This window comes from Paraburkholderia phenoliruptrix (assembly GCF_019511605.1).
GTDB classification, from domain to species: Bacteria; Pseudomonadota; Gammaproteobacteria; order Burkholderiales; family Burkholderiaceae; genus Paraburkholderia; species Paraburkholderia phenoliruptrix_A.
The window spans coordinates 85,515-104,555 of record NZ_JAEUAV010000002.1 but is presented as its reverse complement, the minus strand read 5'-3'; the positions used below and the strand labels follow the sequence as shown (position 1 = coordinate 104,555).

Genomic DNA, 19,041 nt, shown 5'->3' with positions numbered 1-19,041 from the left:
GTTCTCTCCTCAGGCGTCCGTGACCGGCGCGCCAATGCGCGGCGAGTCTTTCTGCGCGACATGAATCGTCCCGCCGGCCATCGTACGCAGCACCACATAGAACACCGGCGTCAGCATCAGCCCGAACAACGTCACCCCGAGCATGCCGAAGAACACCGCGACACCCATTGCATGACGCATTTCCGAACCGGCCCCGGTGGACAACACCAGCGGCACGACACCCATGATGAACGCAATCGACGTCATCAGAATCGGCCGCAGACGCAAACGGCTCGCTTCAATTGCCGCCGAAAGCGGGGTATGTCCATCGTGTTCCAGTTCGCGGGCGAATTCCACGATCAGAATCGCGTTCTTCGCGGACAAGCCCACCAGCACCATCAAGCCGATCTGCGTGAAGATGTTGTTGTCGCCGCCGGTGAGCCACACGCCGGTCAGCGCGGACAGCACGCTCATCGGCACGATCAGGATCACGGCGAGCGGCAGCGTCAGGCTTTCATACAGCGCGGCGAGCACGAGGAACACGAGCAGCACGCTGATCGGGAACACCCACAGGCCCGCATTGCCCGCAAGAATCTGCTGATAGGTCAAGTCGGTCCACTCCAGCTTCACGCCGCGCGGCAAAACTTCGGCCGCCACGCGCTCGGCCGCGGCCTGAGCCTGACCCGACGAGAAGCCAGGCGCCGGTCCGCCGTTAATGTCCGCAGCCGTATAGCCGTTGTAACGCACCACCATTTCCGGACCATACGTCGGCGTAACCGTGACGAGCGACGACAACGGCACCATGTCGCCCGCCGAATTGCGCGTCTTCAGTTGCAGGATGTCGTCGGCGTGTTGACGGAACGGCGCGTCTGCCTGCACCCGTACCTGATACACGCGGCCAAAGCGGTTGAAGTCGTTCACGTACAGCGAGCCCAGATAGATCTGCATCGTGTTGAACACGTCCGTGACCGGCACGCCAAGCTGCTTCGCCTTCACACGGTCGAGGTCCACGTTCAGTTGCGGCACGTTGATCTGATAGCTGGAGAAGGTCGGCCCAAGCTCAGGCGTTTGCGCCGCCTTCTTCACGAATGCCTCCGCTGCCTTGTTCAACTCCGCGTAACCGAGCGCGCCATGGTCCTCCAGCTGCATCTTGAAGCCGCCGAGCGTGCCGAGACCGAGCACCGGCGGCGGCGGGAACACGGCGACGAACGAGTCCTTGATCGCGCCATACTGCTGATTCAACGAGCCTGCAATTGCGCCCGCCGAGAGCTTCTTGTCGCCGCGCTCCTTGAACGGCTTGAGCGTGACGAACACGATGCCCGCGCTCGAGCTGTTGGTAAAGCCGTTTACCGACAAGCCAGGGAACGCCACCGCGCTTTCCACGCCCTTCTGCTTGAGCGCGATAGCGCTCATGTCGCGGATCACTTTTTCCGTGCGATCCAGCGACGCGCCGTTCGGCAACTGTGCAAACGCAATCAGATACTCCTTGTCCTGCGCGGGCACGAAGCCGCCTGGCACGATACGCGCGATCAGCACCGTTGCGCCGAGCAGAATCGCGTACACCGCGAGCATTGCGCCCTTACGGCGCAGCACGCCCGTCACGCCGCGGCCATAACCTTCGGAGCCGCGATGAAACACCTTGTTGAAGCCCTTGAAAAAGCGGCCCAGCACCCGGTTCATCACACGCGTGAGGAAGTCTTCCTTCGCGCCGTGGCTGCGCAGCAGCATCGCGGACAATGCCGGCGACAGCGTCAGCGAGTTGAACGCCGAGATCACCGTGGAGATCGCGATGGTCATCGCGAACTGCTTGTAGAACTGACCCGTGAGGCCCGTCATGAACGCAAGCGGCACGAACACGGCGACGAGCGTGAGCGCAATCGCGATAATCGGCCCGCTCACCTCCTGCATCGCCTTATACGTTGCGTCGCGCGCACTCAGTCCGTTTTCGATGTTCCGCTCGACGTTCTCCACCACCACGATTGCATCGTCCACCACGATCCCGATGGCGAGCACCATGCCGAACAGCGACAGCGCATTGATCGAGAAGCCGAATGCAAGCAGCAGCGAAAAGGTACCGACAATCGACACAGGCACCGCGATCAACGGAATGATCGACGCGCGCCACGTCTGCAGGAACACGATCACGACGATCACCACCAGCGCGATAGCTTCGAGCAGCGTATGCACGACCGCCTCGATACTCGAACGCACGAACTGCGTGGGGTCGTAGACGATCTTGTATTCGACGCCCGCCGGCATGTCTTGCGCGAGTTCCTTCATCGCGGAGCGCACTTCGTCGGAAATCGCGAGCGAGTTCGCGCCCGGCGCCTGGTTGATTGCGAGCGCAACCGCCGGCTTGTTGTCGAGCAACGAACGCAGGCCGTATTCCGACGCCGCCAGTTCGATGCGCGCAATGTCGCGCAGGTAGGTCACGCCGCCATCCGGCGCGGTCTTCACGATGATGTCGCCGAATTCGCCCTCCGTCTTCAGACGGCCGCGCGCATTCACCGACAGCTGCAATTGCGTGCCCGGCACCGAAGGCGACGCGCCGATCACACCGGCTGCCACCTGAATGTTCTGCTCGCGGATCGCGTTGACCACTTCGGTTGCCGTCAAACCGCGCTGCGCGACTTTCTGCGGATCGAGCCAAACGCGCATTGCGTAGTCGCCCGAGCCCCACAACTGCACTTCACCCACGCCCTGAATGCGCGCGAGCCGGTCCTTGACGTTGAGCAGCGCGTAATTGCGCAGATACGTCATGTCGTAGCGGTTGTTCGGCGAGATCAGGTGGACCACCATGGTGAGCGTAGGCGAGCTCTTGATGGTCGTCACGCCAAGCCGTTGCACGTCTTCCGGCAGACGCGGCAGCGCCTGGTTCACGCGGTTCTGCACGAGCTGCGTGGCGAGATCCGGGTTGGTGCCGAGCTTGAAGGTCACCGTCAGCGTGAGATTGCCGTCGCTATTTGCCTGCGACTGCATGTACAGCATGTTCTCCACGCCGTTGATCTGCTCTTCGAGCGGCGAAGCGACGGCTTCCGCGATCACTTTGGGATTCGCGCCCGGATACTGCGCGTGCACCACGACCGACGGCGGCACCACTTCCGGGTACTCCGAGATCGGCAGCTTGAAGAGCGAAATCACGCCCGCCAGCAGAACCAATACCGATAGCACGCCCGCGAAGATCGGCCTGTCGATGAAGAATTTGGATATGTTCATTGGAAGCTCTTGATGTTTGGAGCAAGCGGTTGGAGCATGCGCCGCGCGTTGCCTGCCGCGGCTGCGACGCTCACGAGTTCTTGTCCGCTTTGGTGCGCGTCTGTGCGAGCGGCGCGCTGTTCGGGTCCTGGTCGGTCGTCATGGGCACCATGTGCGCGCGCACCGCATCGCCCGGCCGCACGCGCTGGATACCGTTGACGACGATCCGGTCGCCTGCCTTCAGACCGCCCTTCACGACGCGCAGACTGCCCTGCATGTCGCCCACCGAAATCTCGCGATACGCGACGTGATTGTTCTGGTCCACCACCAGAACGAACTTCTTGTCCTGGTCGGTGCCGACTGCTGCGTCGTCGATCAGCAGCGCCGGGTGCGGTTCGCTGCCGCCCACTTTGACGCGCGCATACAGGCCCGGAATGAGCGTGCCGTCCTGATTGTCGAAACGCGCGCGCACGCGGATCGTGCCCGACGACGTATCCAGACGGTTGTCCACCGACTCGATCGTGCCGCTGCGCGAATAGCCGGTTTCGTCGGCGAGGCCGAGTTCCACCGGCACCTTGCTGCCGTCCTTCGCGCGACGCAGATACTGCAGGTAGGTCTGCTCGTCGGCGTCGAACGATGCGTAGATCGGCGAGACCGATACGAGCGTGGTGAGCGGCGCGGAGCCTGCACCGGCCGACACCACGTTGCCCACCGTGATTTCCGCGCGCGACACGCGGCCCGACACCGGCGCGACGATCCTGGTGTAGCCAAGATTGATGCGCGCGGTTTCAAGCGCGGCTTGTGCGGCCTTCAGGTTTGCACTCGCTTCGCGCGCGGCGTTCTGCTTCTCATCGTAATCGCGCTTGGCGATGGCGTTGTCGGCAATCAGGCGTTGCGCGCGTTCCCAGTCGCTTTGCGTATAGCCCGTGCGCGCCTGAGCCGCCGCAAGCTGCGCTTCGGCACGGTCTACTTCCGCCGCGTACGGACGCGGGTCGATCACAAACAGCGTGTCGCCCTTCTTCACGAGCGCGCCGTCCTTGAAGTTGACGGACACGATGGTGCCCGGCACCTGCGAACGGACGTCCACTTTTTCCACTGCTTCGAGTCGGCCCGAATAGGTTTGCCAGTCGGTAATCGTCTTTTGCACCACCGTGGCTACATCGACTTCCGGCACGATGGTCGGCGCAGCGGGCGAGCTCGCGTCGACACGGATCGCGCCAAAGGTGCCGAGTCCGGCAAGGACCACGACGGCAAGCGCGGCAACCGCCACGCGGCGGCGAGAAAGAGGAAGAATGGTCATGTGTAGCTCCCGGTATCGTTGATTAATGTTCTGCCTGGTTCTGTTTCAGTGCTGCTTCCAGCCACTGGTTTCAGCCGCTGGTTTCAGCCACTGGTTAGCGATGTGCGCGCGCATCGAAGCGCCACTGAAAAAATCTCACTGCCTCCTGCAAGGCGGGCGGATGATCGGCCAGCGCCGCATGCGAGACCGCCGGATAGCGGACCACCTGAGTCAGCACGCCCGCGTCGATCAGACTGCTCGCGTATTTCTCCGCCTCGACGTGCAGCACGTCGTTCTGCGCCGTCGCGATCAGCGTGGCCGGCAAGCCAGCAAGCCGCGACGACTCCAGCGGCGCCGCATACGGATGCATGCGTTGCGACGCCTGCGGCAGGTATGCGCGGTAGCAGGCCGCGCATTCTCTTGCCGTGATGTCCGAGCCGAGGCGCTTTTCGTCGCCAAGGCGCGTGAGACTCGGGTCCAGCATCGGCCCGAATAAAGCCTGCGCGGCAATCTGCACGTCGCCCCGATCGCGTGCGATGAAAGCGAGGCAATTGGCCAGTTGGCCGCCCGCATCATGGCCCGCCACGCCAACCTTTCTGCTATTGCCGCCAAATGCACGCGCTCGCGTCTGCACCCACAACGCCGCGCGATGCGCGTCTTCCGGCGCGGCGGGAAACGGAAACTCCGGCGCAAGCGAATAGCCGACCGACACCACTAACGCAGGTAAATGTTCCGCGAAATAGCGCGACGCAAAATCCGCCTGCTCGATCGACCCCTTCGTAAAGCCGCCGCCGTGAAAATAAAGCAGTACCGGCAGTGCGGTTTTCCTCGTCTGCCGGTACAAGCGCAATGTGATGTCCTGCGCGTGTCCTTCAATCTGTACGTCAGTTACTTCCAGTGCCGTGCTGTCGGCCTCCGCCGGCTCATTGGCGGCGGGCGTAAAAGAGAACGGCGGTTTGAATGCATCCATGTGGAGCCGCGCAATGCGCAAAGAACTTCAATGGTGCGAATTGTGGGTTCGGCAGACTCGTAAATAAATGCCTATAATCCGGCAACACAATTCGGTCCCTCTGAACAATCAACCGATTGCCCGGTGGATCCGAACCCTGCTCAGTACGCCTGCCCCTTCTGGAGGTTTGCAATGGACCGGCTTCAGGCCATGCAAGTGTTCACGCGTGTCGTCGACACAAACAGTTTTACCCGCGCAGCGGAAACGCTCGACCTGCCGCGCGCCTCCGTTACCACGATCATTCAGAACCTCGAAGCGTTCCTCGGCACACGGCTCATGCACCGCACGACCCGCCGGCTGTCGCTCACGCCGGACGGCGCCGCGTACTACGAGCGCTGCGTGCGCATCCTCGCGGACGTGGAAGAAACCGAGGCCAGTTTCCAGAGCGGCAATAAAAAACCGCACGGCAAGCTGCGCATCGACATGCCTGGCTCGATTGGCCGCTTGCTGGTCATTCCGAAGCTGTGTGAATTCCACCAGCGCTATCCGGACATCGACCTGCAACTCGGCCTCTCGGATCGACCGGTCGACCTGCTGCAGGAAGGCGTGGATTGCGTCGTGCGGGTCGGCGCGCTGCAGGATTCCTCGCTGGTGGCGCGGCGTATTGGCCTGTTCGAGGGCGTAACGTGCGCGGCTCCGTCATACATTGAGCGGGCCGGCATGCCGACTTCGCTCGAGGACCTGGAAAATCACAAAGCAGTCAATTACTTCTCGAGCCGTACCGGACGCACGCTCGATTGGGCATTCATGGTTGATGGCAAAGAGGTTGAAGTGAAGATGAAGAGCATCGTCTCGGTCAACGACGCGGATGCCTACGTGACCTGCGGGCTGGAGGGTTTTGGCCTGATTCAGCCGGCGCTCTTCATGGTGCTGCCGCAACTGCGTTCGGGCCAACTCGTTGAAGTACTGCCCGAACTGAAGCCTTTGCCGATGCCCATTTCCGCAGTCTATCCGCACAGTCGGCATCTGTCGCCTAAAGTCCGTGTTTTCGTAGACTGGATCGCCGAAGTATTCGATCGCTGCCCATTGCTGAGCGGTCGAGGCACACTCGACGCTACCTGCTCGAAGCGCACACTCGAAGAACGGGAGTTTTCTCCCGCACTCGACACTCCGGTTATTTCGGAATGGGTCGCGTGAGGCGGTTCAATTGAAGTACACAAAATGAAACAGTGAATTCCAACCGCGGCGCTAATGCCGCGGTTGTTCTTTGTGCCTTGGTTTTTAGGGCTCTTAAAGCGATTGTTCTGGAATCGCGACAATTCATTTCGCGAAAGCGCAATTTATCGACACGCGCCCGAAGTCTACATTTCACCCTGTCCGCAGCGCCCTCGTGCTGCCAATGAATCGACAGGAGTGAATCATGAAACGCAATCTTCTCGCAGGTCTTGCTCTCTCGCTGCTCGCCAGCGCGCCGGTTTTCGCACAAGGCAATGGCATTGGCCACGCCGGCAGTTATCAGACTCAACCCGCCGCGACGACGAGCGGAAAAACGCGCGCAGAAGTGAAGGCCGAACTGGTTGCAGCATATCGTGACGGCTCGCTGCCTTCGCTGAATCGCACCACGTATCCGAACAAAGGGCTGATCGGCCAGACGCAGGCTGCACGCATCGCACTACAGGAAGGCGCGAGCGGCGATGTCACGCGAGTAGCGACGGGGCAATAAGCCCGCGGAACAGTGAACTGCCAAAATGCTTAGTGATCCGGAATGATTTCGGCCGCTGCGATAAATGCGAGTACATTTGCAAAGGAGTAGATCATGACACCATCGGAACTCGACAACTGGGATACGGACGCGGCAGTATGGACACCGTATCGCGCACCGCAAAGGTAATGCGCGGCGCAACTGCAACAAGGGCCGCATGAAGCGGCCCTTGTTGCAGCAGTAGCTTAGCGCTTTGGTACGCCGTCGCGCCATTCGCTCCAGTGCGTGACGATATCCTGCACGAGCGGATTGCCCGAGCGGTACAGGTTCTCCAGCGCAATCGTAAAACCGCCTTGGGCCGAGTAGTTCAGCAGATTGTCGGCGCTGGTCTGCCCATCGTACGGGCGGTCGAAATCGGAGCCCGCGCGCAATACAGCCACGCGGTTCAAATCGACTTTATGGACCGAAGCCGCGCGTTTGAGCGCTTCATACGTCGCATTGTCTTCCTGCTGCGTCGTGCAATAGACGCCTTTCCCATCGGTCAGTATCCTGGTCCAGTCGCGTGCACGTTGCCCTAGCAGCGTGCCGGACCACCACGTGTCGCCCGCGAGCGTATCGCATTGAATGACGGTGGGCGGACGGTTGGCCGGCGCATACGAATACTTGGCGCGCGCAGCCTGCGCCTGTGCATTGTCGGAAAGCACGACGTTGCGCGACAACGCGAACGCTGTATCGGCAAGCTGCGTATTGAGCTGGAATACTTCCGTCCGGTAATCGAGCGGCGGCTTTTCCGAAGGGCTCTTCGTGTTGATGCCGAGATAGCCGGTGTTCCAGCCGGCTGGAATTTCACGCCCGTCTATTTCCCATTGAATGCCGAAATCCACGAGATATTTGGCCCATGCGGCGGAGCCGACCGTGCCCTGCTGCGGGTCGATGCCGGCAATGCCCGCCACCATGAAGTACGTATGCCGCAAATCGAAACGCGGCGAGAACGTCAGCGCCATGATGGAAGCCGCGGCATTGGTGTGTCCCATGCCGGTGGTCATTACGCACACGTCCTGGCGGTTGCAATGCACCGCCGGGTAGTCGGGCGACAGGCCGTCCACTGGAATATCGCGCCACGGGCCGAGCTTGTCGAGCCACACCTGGCCTTCCGGGCCGAACATGGAGATGATCATCACCTTGACGGGCCGCCCGCGCGAAGCAACGTCTTCATGCGAAAAAGCGCTGCTGTCGTCCGCGCTGGCGGGTCCGGAATTAAAGGCTGCGCATGCCGCGAGTGCAATGACGGAGAGCGCGCCAAATGTGCGAGTCAGCATCGTGATCTTCCTTTTGCCTGTCATGCAGTTGGGGAGAGTGCCGCTTCAAGCCGGAAGAAGTATAGATGCGACGAAATGATTGTCCAGCCGATTACGCGGCAATTTCGCTACTCGCGCGAAGCTCCGCGCGAGCCGCATGCACCAAAAGAATGAAACCCACGGAAGAAGCCCACGAAGAAGGGCAACAAACAAGCGCAGGGAAGAAACTCAAACGCGTGGAATGTCCGGTTCGAAAAACACCCAGCGCACCTGCGGAAACGCAGCCTGCAAGTCGGCCTCTATGACGTTGATTGCGTCGACCATGGCTCGGCCGCTCGCGTAATCGATCATTTCTGCCTGCACCGCCACCACCACATGGCGTCCCCATTGCAGCGTGATCATATTGATGATGCTGCGAATTTCGCTGCGTGCGCGCAAATGCGCCTCGATTTCGCGGCGCACTTCCGGGCTCGCCGATTCGCCGACGATCATCGACTTCACCTCGCGCGCCACCAGCCCGGCAATCACCATCAGCAGCAGCCCGACTGCAACCGAGCCCAATGCGTCGTAGACGGGATTGCCGGTCACGAGCGTCAGCAGCACGGCAACGAAGGCCATGGCAAGCCCCATCAGCGCTGCAATGTCTTCGCCCGCTACCACCAGCAGTTCCGACTCGCGCGTCTCCCTGAACCAGCGCCACATGCTCTTGTCGGGATGCACGCGGCGAATCTCCTTGAGCGCGCCCCACAGCGAGAGCGCTTCCAGCACCACCGACACGCCCAACACCACCAGCGCCACATAGGCATACTGCAAAGGCTCACGCGCGATTATGCGATGCACGCCTTCGTACACGGAAAACGCGCCGCCCACGAAAAACAGCAGCAGCGCGACCAGCAGCGAATAGAAGTTGATCTCGCGGCCGCCGCCCATCGGATGCAACGGGCTTGCCGGCCGGCGCGCCTGACGCAGACCGAACAGCAGCAGCAGTTGATTACCGCAGTCGGCAGTGGAGTGAATGGCTTCGGCAAACATCGAACCGGAGCCGGTGAACGAAGCGGCGGCGAACTTGCAGACAGCAATGCCAAAGTTGGCGGCGAGCGCGTAAATAATGGCTTTCGGCGATTCTTCTTTCATCGTCGTGGAGGGCGTTGGACTCATTGCAAACGGCTTTTACCGGCCGGGAACCCGTATTATGGCGATGCCGGGCGGCGTGGTCCAATAGCGGCGCGGGACGCATCGCGCCCCCGCCGCTCACGCCCGTTCGAGCGCCGCCATTTCCCGCACGATCACCAACAGCATCGACAGACTCGCGCCACCCGTAGCCCGCAAGTCCGCGAGCAGCCGCGCATAGCGCTCCAGTTGCGCGGCCCGTTTGTCGCGCCATGCGTGCACCAGGGCGTCCGGCGTGGAAGCGTCGTCGGCCCCGGCGAGCGCGCTCGTCGTGAGCGCGCGTTTCAGACGCGCGAGTTCGGCCAATGCGGATGCGCGCGCCAGCATGTCCCAATGCGACGGCGCAGGCAATGCGGCCGCCCGCTCGCTGATCCAGTGGTAGTTGAGCAGCGTACCGAGCGCGAAGTAGACGCCCGCCACGAGTTCGAGCTTGCGCTCGCAAGTCGACGCCACCTCCGCGATGTCGAGCAGCGCCGCCGAAATCTCGCCGCTTGCTATGCGTACCGCGAGGTCGCTGTCGACACCCGCATCCACCAGCACGCGCTGCCGCTCGGAGAGCGCCTCGAGGTCGGCGGCCGGCAAGAGCGCCGGCCATTGCGGCGCGAGACGCTGCGCGGCGTCGCGGCAACGCGCCAGCAGATCGCTCACGTCGTCGCTGTTCACCGCCGGCGACGACAGATGCCGCAGGAACCACAACGCCGAACGTTCGACGAGCCGCGCGACTTCGACGAACATGCGCGCCTGCACGTCGTCGGCGACGCGGTTGTCGAGCGCATCGATGCTGTGCCACACGTCGTCCAGATCGAACACGTCGCGCGCCATAATGCACGCGCGCACGATGTCGCCCGGCCGCGCGTCGGTCTCTTCCATGAGGCGGTGCACGAACTCGCAACCGACGCGGTTCACCAACGCATTGGTCAAGTGCGTCGCGAGAATTTCACGGCGCAGCGGGTGTCGCTGCATTGGCTCGCCGAAACGCTGGCGCAAAGGCTTCGGAAAGTATTCGATCAGCATGTCGCCGACGAGCGGGTCTTCCGGCACCGACGATTCGAGCAGCGCGTCGTACAGCCACATTTTGCTGTACGCAAGCAGCACCGCGCGCTCAGGTGTGGTGAGCCCCTGTTTCGCGGCCTGCCGCTCGGCCACTTCTTCGTCGCTCGGCAAGAATTCGATGGTGCGGTTCAGGCGCCCCGCGCGTTCGAGGTAGCGCATGAGGCGCGCTTCCGCGTCGAGCAGTTCGACACCGTAGCGGCCAGCAATGGAAAGCGCCTGGGTCTGGTAGTAGTTGTCCTTCAGCACCAGCAGGCCGACTTCGTCGGTCATTTCGGCGAGCAGCGCATTGCGCTGCTTGTCGGTCATTTCGCCGTCGGCGACGACGAGTCCGAGCAGGATCTTGATGTTGACCTCGTGGTCCGAGCAGTCGACGCCCGCGGAGTTGTCGATTGCATCGGTATTGATGCGCCCGCCGCGCTGCGCGAATTCTATGCGCCCGAGTTGCGTGAGCCCGAGGTTGCCGCCTTCGGCAACCACCTTGCAGCGCAGATCGGCGCCATTCACACGGATCGCGTCGTTCGCGCGGTCGCCCACTTGCAGATGCGTTTCGCGCGTCGCCTTCACATACGTGCCGATGCCGCCGTTATAAAGCAGATCGACGGGCGCCTGCAAAATCGCCCGCATCAGTTCCGCAGGCGACAGCGCAGCCTCACTGATACCGAGCACCGACTGCACCGCGGGCGACAGCGGAATGGTCTTGGCGGTGCGCGGAAACACGCCGCCGCCGGCTGAAATGAGCGAGGGGTCGTAGTCCGCCCAGCTCGATCGATCGAGCAGAAAGAGCCGGCCGCGCTCGGCAAGACTGTTTGCCGGATCGGGATTCGGGTCGAGAAAAATGTGCCGGTGATCGAACGCTGCAACGAGCTTGATATGCGGCGACAACAGCATGCCGTTGCCGAACACGTCGCCTGACATGTCGCCGATGCCGACTACCATGAAGTCCATAGTCTGTGTATCGACGCCCATTTCGCGGAAGTGCCGCTTCACCGACTCCCATGCGCCGCGCGCGGTGATCGCCATCTTCTTGTGGTCATAACCAACCGAGCCGCCCGACGCAAACGCGTCGTCGAGCCAGAAGCCGTATTCCTGCGAAATGGCGTTCGCGTAGTCGGAGAAGGTGGCCGTGCCCTTGTCGGCGGCCACTACCAGATACGGATCGTCGGGATCGTGGCGGACCACGTCGCGCGGCGGAACCACGGTCGTGCCCGACAGGTTGTCGGTGAGATCGAGCAGGCCGCGCAGGAAGGTCTGATAGCAGGCAATGCCCTCGCGCATCCACGCGTCGCGCTCGCTTTGCGGCGGCGGGTTCTTCACGACGAAGCCGCCCTTCGAGCCTACCGGCACGATCACGACGTTCTTCACCATCTGCGCTTTCATCAGGCCGAGCACTTCAGTGCGGAAATCCTCGCGCCGGTCGGACCAGCGCAGGCCGCCGCGCGCCACGCGTCCGCCGCGCAAATGCACGCCCTCCACGCGCGGCGAGTACACCCATATCTCGAACATCGGCTTGGGCTCGGGCAAACCGGGCACTTGCGCGGGATTGAACTTGAACGACAGATACGGTTTGGGCTTGCCTTGCGCATCGAACAGGTAGTAGTTGGTGCGCTGAGTCGCCTTGATGACGCCGAGAAATTGCCGCAGTATGCGGTCCTCGTCGAGATTGGGCACCTGGTCGAGCGCGCCGTCTATCGTCTTCAACAGATTTGCGACGCGCGCTTCGCGCGTGCCCTCGAGCGTCGGATCGAAGCGCGCGACAAACAACTCGACCAGCATGCGGGCAATTGCCGGGTTGCCGGTTACCGCGCGCTCGATATACGCGTCGCTGAAGGTCGAGCCTACCTGCCGCAAATACTTCGCATAGGCACGCAGTATCGTCACCTCGCGGGCGCTCAACTGTGCACGCAGCACGAGTCGATTGAAGTCGTCGCTTTCCACTGCGCCGGTCCACACCTGGGCGAACGCGTCTTCGAAAAGATCTTTCACGCGCTCGATATCGAACTCTGTGTCGTCCGCCAGTTCAAGGCCGAAATCGTGAATCCACGCAGGCGTTGCGCCGAGCGCTTCGATCAGATACGGCCGCTCTTCGTCTACCCGCACGCCGAGATGTTCGAGCATCGGCAAGCTGCGCGACAAGGCGATCGGCATGCCCGCGCGATACACCTTGAAGCGGAATGCGCGCGGCCCGGCTTCGATAGGACGGTACAGGTTCATCGCGAGCCGCTCGCTGCCCTGCACGCGCTCGATCAGTTCGATATCGCGCACCGCCGTGCGCGCGGCGTAGTCGTCGCGATAGCCGGCAGGAAACGAATCGGCATAGTGTTGCAGCAGACGGTTGCCCTGCTCCTCGCCGAACGCGTCGAGCAATGCATCCGCCAGATCGTCCTGCCAGCGGCGCGCAACCTGCACGAGACGTGCTTCGAGTTCGCGCGTATCGACATCGGGCATGCCGCCCGCTTTCGCATGGACGACGAAGTGAATTCGCGCGAGCGTCGACTCCGAAAGCAGCGGCGTGAATTCGACGCTCTCTCCGTTGAATGCGTCCACAAGCAGATTCGCGATACGCTGCCGCAAATCGGTGTTGTACTTGTCACGCGGCACGAACACTAGGCACGACACGAAACGGTCGAAGCGGTCGCGCCGCACGAACAGACGCGTGCGCTGATGCTCCTGCAAACGCAGCACGCCAAGCGCGATGTCGTAGAGCTGGTTTTCGTCGGCCTGGAAAAGCTCGTCGCGCGGATACGTTTCGAGCACCGTGAGTAGCGACTTGGCAAGATGACCTTTCGGCAGGAAACCGGCCCTTCTCACAATGTTCGCGCATTTGCGCCGCACGATCGGAATCTCCGCCGCAGACACGAAATATGCGGTCGATGTATACAGGCCAATGACGCGCCGCTCGCCGACCACCTTGCCGTCCGCACCGGTCAGCTTGATGCCGACGTAGTCCAGATAACCTGGGCGATGCACGGTCGCGCGCGAGTTGGCCTTGGTCAGGAAGATGGGCGAGGCGCTCGCAATGATCTCGGCGGCGGCCGGCGGCAACGCCGTGACCTCGGAAGCCGCCGCGCCGCCGGGGGACATACCGCCCGGCTGCGCGCGCAAGCCGTCGCGCAGAATGCCGAGCCCTGAGCCGGGCACCGCGCGCAAGCCGTAGCCCGTGCCGTGTTGCACCAGTTCATAGTCGCGCTGACCGAGGAAGGTGAAATGATCGGCCACCATCCACTCGAGGAACGCGCGCGCTTCCATTGCATCCGGGCCGCTCTCGCCCGCCTTCATGCTTTTTATCGTGACGCGCGCGAGCTCTACTATCTTCGGCCAGTCTTCGACTGCGGCACGCACGTCGAGCAGTACCTTGGCGATGTCCTCGCGCAGTGTGTCGAGCTTCGCCGCGTCGCCGCAACGGTCCACTTCGAAATGAATGAACGAGGCCAGTTGCGAGCGTGTGTCGGCGGCTTCCTCGGCGCCTTGCGTGACGCGCACAATGTCGCCGTCGGCACCCCGCCAGATGCGAAACACCGGATGCACGACCGAATGCAGCGCGAGCCCGTGGCGGTTCACTGCCATTGAAACGGAATCGACCAGAAACGGCATGTCGTCGTTGACGATCTCGATCACCGTGTGATCCGAGTGCCAGCCGTGCTGCTCGAGAATCGGGTTATAGACGCGCAACCGTTCCTTGCCTGGCACGAAGCGCTGCGCGGTCTGCCAGTGGGCGAGCGCGGCGCCGTACAGATCGGCAATGGAGCGGCTTTGCAGATCGTCGGCGTCGACGAAATCGTAGTAGTGCCGCAGAAAAGGCTCGACGATCTGAAACGCCGGCTCGGGCAAGCGCCCTCGTGCAAACTCGACGACATCGTTCAGCAAGTGCGTGACGGCTTCTTCGTTCTTTGCTTGCATGATGAACTCCCCCGGCTGGCGGCATTGGCGAGGATCGCCCGGATCGGATGCATCGTCTGAGGAACGATTATGCACCCGCATGGCGCCATGCGACCGATGCGGGGAGTTAGGTTATACCCGCTGCTGCGCTTGCGCGGGCCGCAAGGGCGAGCCATCCGCCCACCTGTTGCGCGACCCACGCCGAATCGTCGTGCGGCAAATCGTGGCCCGCCCACGGATGCACGCGATGCGCGGCACCCCACGCCGCCGCGAGCTTGGCGGAACACGCAGGATTCACCAGCCGGTCCTCGCGCGAGGAAAGCAGCAGCAGCGGACAAGCCGGCTTCGCCGCTGCCGCGCGAAAGCGCGCCGCGGCCCACAGTTGCCGCCATGCATTCGCAAGGCTCACCGGCGCGCTGCGGCGAATCATGCACCATGCGTCGAGATCCGCCTCGTGCGCGCCGACGTCATTGCATGTCAGGCGATGAATGCCGCGCTCCGCGCGCGACGCGTCGTGCCAATGGCTCGCCACTTGGATCAGCTCCGGCCATGCGCCCGGACGCAACCGCTCATGCGCCCGACTGAACGGACGCATGCTGGTGTTGATCAGCACCATTCGCGCGATTTCGTCGGGATACCGTTGCGCCCATGCTGTCGCGACCATGCCGCCCAGCGACATCGCCAGTATGTTGAAGGGCCCGCTCGTGGCCTCGTGCGGCGCGCGCTCCTGCAGTGCGGCAATACGCACGGACTCGACCATCGCTGCAACGGTAGCGGGCGCTCGCACATGCGCGAGCGCACCGTTGCCCGGCAAGTCGAGCAACATCAAACGCGCCCCGCCCGTGGCTTCGCGCAACAGCTCGGGCAAGCGGCCCCAATGACGCGTCTCGCGCGTCAGCCCGCGCAGCAGTATCCACGTACTCATCAAGTGTTCGCCCTGTACCAGTGATCAATCGCGCTTTGCAGCAATTGCTCGCGGCGCTGGCCTTGCGGCAGCCAGCGCTGCGACGAAAACGCCGCACGCGCGAGGAAATCGAGCAGATTCGCGTGGCGCCGCAACACGCGAGCCGTGCGATGCGCCTTCACGGGATTGAAGAAGCCCTGGCGCGAAAACAACTGGCGCGGATTCTTCTTGATCCATAGCCACGATCCGAGTTCAAGCGTCATCGGCAGAAAGACGTTGGCGGCGGGCGCGCGGTCGTACGCGCAGTCCCACAGATCGCCATGCAGCAGGTATTGATGGCTTTGCGGCTCGAACGTGTAGCCGTGATGTGGATGCGCGCGCTCGAACATGGTTTTCAGCACGTACATTTCCGGCAGATGCGGCATCAGCTTGCGCGTGCGTGCGTACGGAAACCAGATGCTGTCGCTCCAGCCGTAGCCCGAATGGCAATCTAGCGCGATGCTCATCGGCCGCGCGGCCAGCTCGGTTTCGACCACTTCGAGCAACGCGGCGGCCTCGGCTTCCATGGGACCGCCGCGGCGCCCGCGATACCACGGCAACCATGCGCCGACGCGCTGGCCACCTGCCAGGAGCGGCACGCGCTCGTCTGCGTTTTGCGGCGCATTGCGCATCAGGTCGACGCCGTTCGGGTTGGCGCGCGTGGCCGCCCACATTCCGCCAGGATTGACGATCGGCATGAAGACGAGGCGGATGGATTGCAGTTGGCGCACCAGCAGTTCGTCCCATTCGAGCCGCGCGAGCAGCGCGCGCATGTAATCCAGCACGAGTTGCGAGCCGATCCGCTCGAGTCCGTGAATGCCGGCGAAAAAGCCGATGGCCGGCGCCTGCGGATCCGTCGACCCAATGCTCGCCGTATGCACGCTGAAGCGCCGGCCCCGCACGGCCGTCTCGCAGACGGTGCGGATCGCAAAACTTGCGCTGCCCTGATCGAGGATCGTCTTGAGATCTTCGTACTCCGCAAAAGTGTCGGGAAGAAAGCTCAAAGGCTGCATGTGGGCGTCGCAGAGTATCGAGGACGGCAGGGCCATGACGCAATATAGCCTGGCTGTCTGTCAGCCTGTATGACGGCTGCGCCAATGCACACGCCGTCATGCGCCTGTCATTCAACCGTCATGTTGCCGGCCGCGAATTTGCGCCTTTTGCCTCGCAAAGCCCCTTCGCATGAGTGGCCCATTCATCGGTCCCACATCGACCCATGCAACGGTCGAGGCGTTCTGCTCGAATAATCACGGGCTTGCGGCCAGATATGAGGCCCGTCCCCCGTGCCCACTATTCGACTTCCATGCATACCTCTGTCGTCTTGCTAGTCCTGCTGTCGGCGCTGCTGCACGCCAGCTGGAACGCGTCGCTGCATCTGTCGCAAGACCGCGTGTGGCTGCTGGGCATGATGGCCATTCCCTACCTCGCCGTGAGCGCCGTCGGCGTGCTCGTGTTGCCGATGCCCGCGCCGGCTGCATGGCCGTATATCTTTGCGTCGGTGCTGCTGGAGTTCGGCTATCTGCTCGCGCTGATCCGCGCTTACCGAAGCGGTGACTTCGGCCAGATCTATCCGATTGCGCGCGGTCTGTCGCCCATGCTGGTGTTCGTCGGCGCACTCGTATTCGCGCACGAATCGTTGAAACCGCTCGCTGCCACCGGCGTCGCGCTGGTGTCGAGCGGCATCGTCTCGCTCGCGTTTCGCCGTGGCATGCGCTTTTCCGGAGAAAGCGTACCGTTCGCGCTTCTCACCGGCTTGTTCATCGCGACGTATTCGGTGGTGGACGGCATTGGTGCGCGCGTCGCGGGCAACGGCCTGAGCTACATCATGTGGGTTTACCTGCTCTGGAACGTACCGCAGTTTCTGCTCGCGTGGCATTGGCGCGGCGGCGCGAAAGGACTGTTCGTCGGCCGCGCGGTGGTGCTGCAGGGCATCGCGTCTGGCGCGCTGGCGCTCATCGCCTATTGCGTGATTATCGAAGCGTACCGCTATCTGCCTATCGCAATGGTGTCGGCGCTGCGCGAATTGAGTTCGATCTTCGCAGTGCTGATCGGCTGGCTCTTCATGCACGAGAAACTCACGCTACGGCGTGTTGCGGCATGTGCGCTCGTCACGTTGGGCGCGGTGCTCATCCGCATCTGACGCGCTTGTGCACGACGCTTGCGCGCCGCTCGCCCCTTCAAATGGCTCCTACATTTTTATAGAAATGGCTCTGAAGTCCAGAGCCAAATCTCACTATAGTCGCTGCATGTGCCGCGCCTTCACGCGCGGCGTCCGCCGACAAGCGAGGAGCCACGCGATGAACCTGAAGAACGCAGAATTGAAGAGCCGCAAGGACGCAGCCACGCCACGCGGCGTCGGCGTAATGTGCGATTTTTACGCCGAGCGCGCCGAAAACGCCGAACTGTGGGACGTGGAAGGCCGCCGCTTTATCGACTTCGCCGCGGGTATCGCAGTGTGCAACACGGGACACCGTCATCCGAAGATCGTAGCGGCGCTGCGCGACCAGTTGGATCACTTCACGCATACGGCGTATCAGATCGTGCCGTACGCGTCCTACGTCGAGCTTGCGGAAAAACTCAACCAGCGCGCACCCGGCGATCATCCGAAGAAGACTGCCTTTTTCACCACCGGCGCCGAGGCTGTCGAAAACGCGATCAAGATTGCGCGCGCCGCGACCGGCCGTCCGGGCGTGATCGCCTTCACGGGCGGCTTTCACGGCCGCACGCTGATGGGCATGGCGCTCACCGGCAAGGTCGCGCCGTACAAGCTCGGCTTCGGCCCGTTTCCGTCCGACGTGTTCCATGCGCCGTTTCCCAATCCGCTGCACGGCGTGAGCACCGCTGACTCTCTGAAAGCGCTCGAATTCCTGTTCAAGGCGGACATCGACCCGAAGCGCGTGGCCGCGATCATCTTCGAACCAGTGCAGGGCGAAGGCGGTTTTTATCCGGCGCCAGTCGAGTTCGTGCGCGCACTGCGCAAGCTGTGCAACGAGCACGGCATTCTGCTGATCGCTGACGAAGTGCAAACCGGCTTTGCCCGCACCGGCAAACTGTTCGCCATGCATCACTACGACGTGGTGCCTGACCTGATGACGGTCGCCAAGAGTCTGGCGGGCGGCATGCCGCTGTCGGGCGTGATTGGCCGCGCCGACGTGATGGACGCCGCGGCGCCCGGCGGCCTCGGCGGCACGTATGCCGGCAATCCGCTCGCGCTCGCCGCCGCGCATGCGGTGCTCGACATCATCGACGAAGAAAAGCTTTGTGAGCGCGCCACCGTTCTGGGCGACCGGGTCAAAGCCAAACTGCTCGCGCTGCAAAAAGACGCGCCGCACATCGCCGATGTGCGCGGCCCCGGCGGCATGGTGGCCGTCGAGTTCTGCAAGCCGGGCAGCAGCGAGCCGGACGCCGACTTCACGAAGCGCGTGCAGGCCCGCGCGCTCGAACGCGGCCTGCTGCTGCTCGTGTGCGGCGTCTATTCGAACGTGGTGCGCTTCCTGTTCCCATTGACGATTCAGGACGCCGTGTTCGACGAGGCGCTCGCCATTCTCGAGGACGTGATCAAGGACAGCGTTGCTGTGGCTGCTTGAGGAATGCGAA

12 protein-coding genes are annotated in these 19,041 nt (G+C 62.8%); 4 read left to right on the top strand and 8 right to left on the bottom strand.

Annotated elements, in window-relative coordinates; translation table 11 throughout:
* Positions 1–9: 9 nt before the first annotated feature.
* From JNB89_RS03930 to JNB89_RS03920, 3 genes are all read right to left on the bottom strand, one after another.
* Entirely contained in the window at positions 10–3,195 is a 3,186-nt protein-coding gene (locus tag JNB89_RS03930; RefSeq protein WP_013342723.1) for an efflux RND transporter permease subunit, read from the bottom strand.
* A 70-nt stretch (positions 3,196–3,265) separates the two neighbouring features.
* Positions 3,266–4,474: an efflux RND transporter periplasmic adaptor subunit gene (locus tag JNB89_RS03925; protein ID WP_013342722.1), complete on the bottom strand. Its 1,209-nt coding sequence runs from the start codon at positions 4,472–4,474 to the stop codon at positions 3,266–3,268.
* 94 nt (positions 4,475–4,568) lie between these two features.
* Positions 4,569–5,423 carry an alpha/beta hydrolase gene (locus JNB89_RS03920; RefSeq protein WP_135891303.1) on the bottom strand — a complete coding sequence of 285 codons (855 nt, stop codon included), beginning with the start codon at positions 5,421–5,423 and terminating at the stop codon, positions 4,569–4,571.
* A 171-nt stretch (positions 5,424–5,594) separates the two neighbouring features.
* Here JNB89_RS03920 and JNB89_RS03915 point away from each other — a divergent pair, with 171 nt between their 5' ends.
* A complete protein-coding gene (locus JNB89_RS03915) occupies positions 5,595–6,599 on the top strand; it encodes a LysR family transcriptional regulator (RefSeq protein ID WP_013342720.1) in 1,005 nt (334 codons plus the stop codon).
* A 223-nt stretch (positions 6,600–6,822) separates the two neighbouring features.
* Positions 6,823–7,125 carry a DUF4148 domain-containing protein gene (locus JNB89_RS03910; protein WP_013342719.1) on the top strand — a complete coding sequence of 101 codons (303 nt, stop codon included), beginning with the start codon at positions 6,823–6,825 and terminating at the stop codon, positions 7,123–7,125.
* 224 nt (positions 7,126–7,349) lie between these two features.
* Here JNB89_RS03910 and JNB89_RS03905 read toward each other — a convergent pair whose 3' ends face one another.
* The 5 genes from JNB89_RS03905 to JNB89_RS03885 form a co-directional block, all read right to left on the bottom strand.
* Positions 7,350–8,423 carry a purine-nucleoside phosphorylase gene (locus JNB89_RS03905; RefSeq protein WP_220361331.1) on the bottom strand — a complete coding sequence of 358 codons (1,074 nt, stop codon included), beginning with the start codon at positions 8,421–8,423 and terminating at the stop codon, positions 7,350–7,352.
* 207 nt (positions 8,424–8,630) lie between these two features.
* On the bottom strand, positions 8,631–9,536 hold the full coding sequence (locus JNB89_RS03900; protein ID WP_220361638.1) for a cation diffusion facilitator family transporter: 906 nt from the start codon (positions 9,534–9,536) through the stop codon (positions 8,631–8,633).
* Positions 9,537–9,653: 117 nt separating this feature from the next.
* Complete coding sequence (locus JNB89_RS03895; protein WP_220361330.1) at positions 9,654–14,522, bottom strand: NAD-glutamate dehydrogenase; 4,869 nt, start codon at positions 14,520–14,522, stop codon at positions 9,654–9,656.
* A gap of 106 nt (positions 14,523–14,628) precedes the next feature.
* Positions 14,629–15,426 (bottom strand): alpha/beta fold hydrolase, encoded by a 798-nt coding sequence (locus tag JNB89_RS03890; RefSeq protein WP_220361329.1) that lies wholly within the window; start codon positions 15,424–15,426, stop codon positions 14,629–14,631.
* Positions 15,426–16,457 (bottom strand): M14 family zinc carboxypeptidase, encoded by a 1,032-nt coding sequence (locus tag JNB89_RS03885; RefSeq protein WP_013342714.1) that lies wholly within the window; start codon positions 16,455–16,457, stop codon positions 15,426–15,428. The genes JNB89_RS03890 and JNB89_RS03885 overlap by 1 nt, the downstream gene beginning before the upstream one ends.
* 290 nt (positions 16,458–16,747) lie before the next feature.
* Between JNB89_RS03885 and JNB89_RS03880 the strand changes: the two genes are divergently transcribed.
* Both JNB89_RS03880 and JNB89_RS03875 read left to right on the top strand, forming a co-directional pair.
* A complete protein-coding gene (locus JNB89_RS03880) occupies positions 16,748–17,584 on the top strand; it encodes a DMT family transporter (RefSeq protein WP_220361328.1) in 837 nt (278 codons plus the stop codon).
* A gap of 157 nt (positions 17,585–17,741) precedes the next feature.
* Positions 17,742–19,031, top strand: a complete 1,290-nt coding sequence (locus JNB89_RS03875) for a 4-aminobutyrate--2-oxoglutarate transaminase (RefSeq protein ID WP_135891299.1) — start codon at positions 17,742–17,744, stop codon at positions 19,029–19,031.
* The last annotated feature ends 10 nt before the right edge of the window (positions 19,032–19,041 follow it).

Coding starts and splice junctions, on each gene's coding strand:
- JNB89_RS03895 (WP_220361330.1), bottom strand. CDS start 14,522: ATGCAAGCAAAGAACGAAGAAGCCGTCACGCACTTGCTGAACGATGTC.
- JNB89_RS03880 (WP_220361328.1), top strand. CDS start 16,748: ATGCATACCTCTGTCGTCTTGCTAGTCCTGCTGTCGGCGCTGCTGCAC.
- JNB89_RS03915 (WP_013342720.1), top strand. CDS start 5,595: ATGGACCGGCTTCAGGCCATGCAAGTGTTCACGCGTGTCGTCGACACA.
- JNB89_RS03900 (WP_220361638.1), bottom strand. CDS start 9,536: ATGAAAGAAGAATCGCCGAAAGCCATTATTTACGCGCTCGCCGCCAAC.
- JNB89_RS03930 (WP_013342723.1), bottom strand. CDS start 3,195: ATGAACATATCCAAATTCTTCATCGACAGGCCGATCTTCGCGGGCGTG.
- JNB89_RS03875 (WP_135891299.1), top strand. CDS start 17,742: ATGAACCTGAAGAACGCAGAATTGAAGAGCCGCAAGGACGCAGCCACG.
- JNB89_RS03905 (WP_220361331.1), bottom strand. CDS start 8,423: ATGCTGACTCGCACATTTGGCGCGCTCTCCGTCATTGCACTCGCGGCA.
- JNB89_RS03885 (WP_013342714.1), bottom strand. CDS start 16,457: ATGCAGCCTTTGAGCTTTCTTCCCGACACTTTTGCGGAGTACGAAGAT.
- JNB89_RS03925 (WP_013342722.1), bottom strand. CDS start 4,474: ATGACCATTCTTCCTCTTTCTCGCCGCCGCGTGGCGGTTGCCGCGCTT.
- JNB89_RS03890 (WP_220361329.1), bottom strand. CDS start 15,426: ATGAGTACGTGGATACTGCTGCGCGGGCTGACGCGCGAGACGCGTCAT.
- JNB89_RS03910 (WP_013342719.1), top strand. CDS start 6,823: ATGAAACGCAATCTTCTCGCAGGTCTTGCTCTCTCGCTGCTCGCCAGC.
- JNB89_RS03920 (WP_135891303.1), bottom strand. CDS start 5,423: ATGGATGCATTCAAACCGCCGTTCTCTTTTACGCCCGCCGCCAATGAG.